This is a genomic window from Dietzia sp. CW19, from assembly GCF_014145265.1.
GTDB classification, from domain to species: Bacteria; Actinomycetota; Actinomycetes; order Mycobacteriales; family Mycobacteriaceae; genus Dietzia; species Dietzia natronolimnaea.
In genome coordinates this window covers 3,706-4,236 of the sequence record NZ_JAALEE010000547.1, presented here as the reverse complement: position 1 = coordinate 4,236, position 531 = coordinate 3,706, and the positions used below count along the sequence as shown (strand labels likewise).

2 protein-coding genes are annotated in these 531 nt (G+C 63.1%); one reads left to right on the top strand and one right to left on the bottom strand.

The annotated features are described in order from the left end of the window. On the top strand, window positions 1-208 hold a 208-nt coding region (locus G6021_RS15565), incomplete at its 5' end, for an integrase core domain-containing protein (RefSeq protein ID WP_182641683.1). 8 nt (window positions 209-216) lie between these two features. On the opposite strand, the gene G6021_RS15560 is transcribed toward G6021_RS15565, so the two are convergent. After that, a partial coding sequence (locus tag G6021_RS15560; protein ID WP_182641681.1) for a recombinase family protein occupies window positions 217-531 on the bottom strand: 315 nt, incomplete at its 5' end.

Sequence of the window (531 nt, the reverse complement as noted above, 5' to 3'; positions counted from 1 at the left end):
GGATAACGCGATGGCCGAGTCGTTCTTCTCGGCGCTGAAGAACGAGCGTGTCCACCGAACCGCCTACGCCACGAAGCGGCAGGCCAGGCGCGACGTCATCAGCTACATCGAGGGGTTCTACAACACCCGACGGCGCCATTCAGCGCTCGGCTACAAGCGCCCGAACGAGGTGCACTACGCTGACCTCCAGCCGGCAACGGCAGCGTAGAGAAACCATCAACTCCGCTGTCCGAAATCGACGCGGCAGGTCACTTCAAGGCCGGCGTGGGTGCGTTCGGAGATGAGGTCTCGTTCGAACTCCGCCAGTGAGGCGAAGATGTAAAACACCAGCCGCCCGCCCGAGGACCCGGTGTCGATGTTTTCCTGCAGGGAGCGAAACTCGATTCCGCGCTCTTGCAACTCGGTCAGCTGATCGATCAGATGCCGAATCGATCGGCCCAGCCGATCCAGTCGCCAGACCACGAGCGTGTCGCCCGGGCGAAGTTGATCGAGAAGCTTTCCCAACTCCGGGCGCGAGGCCAAGGCCCCGGG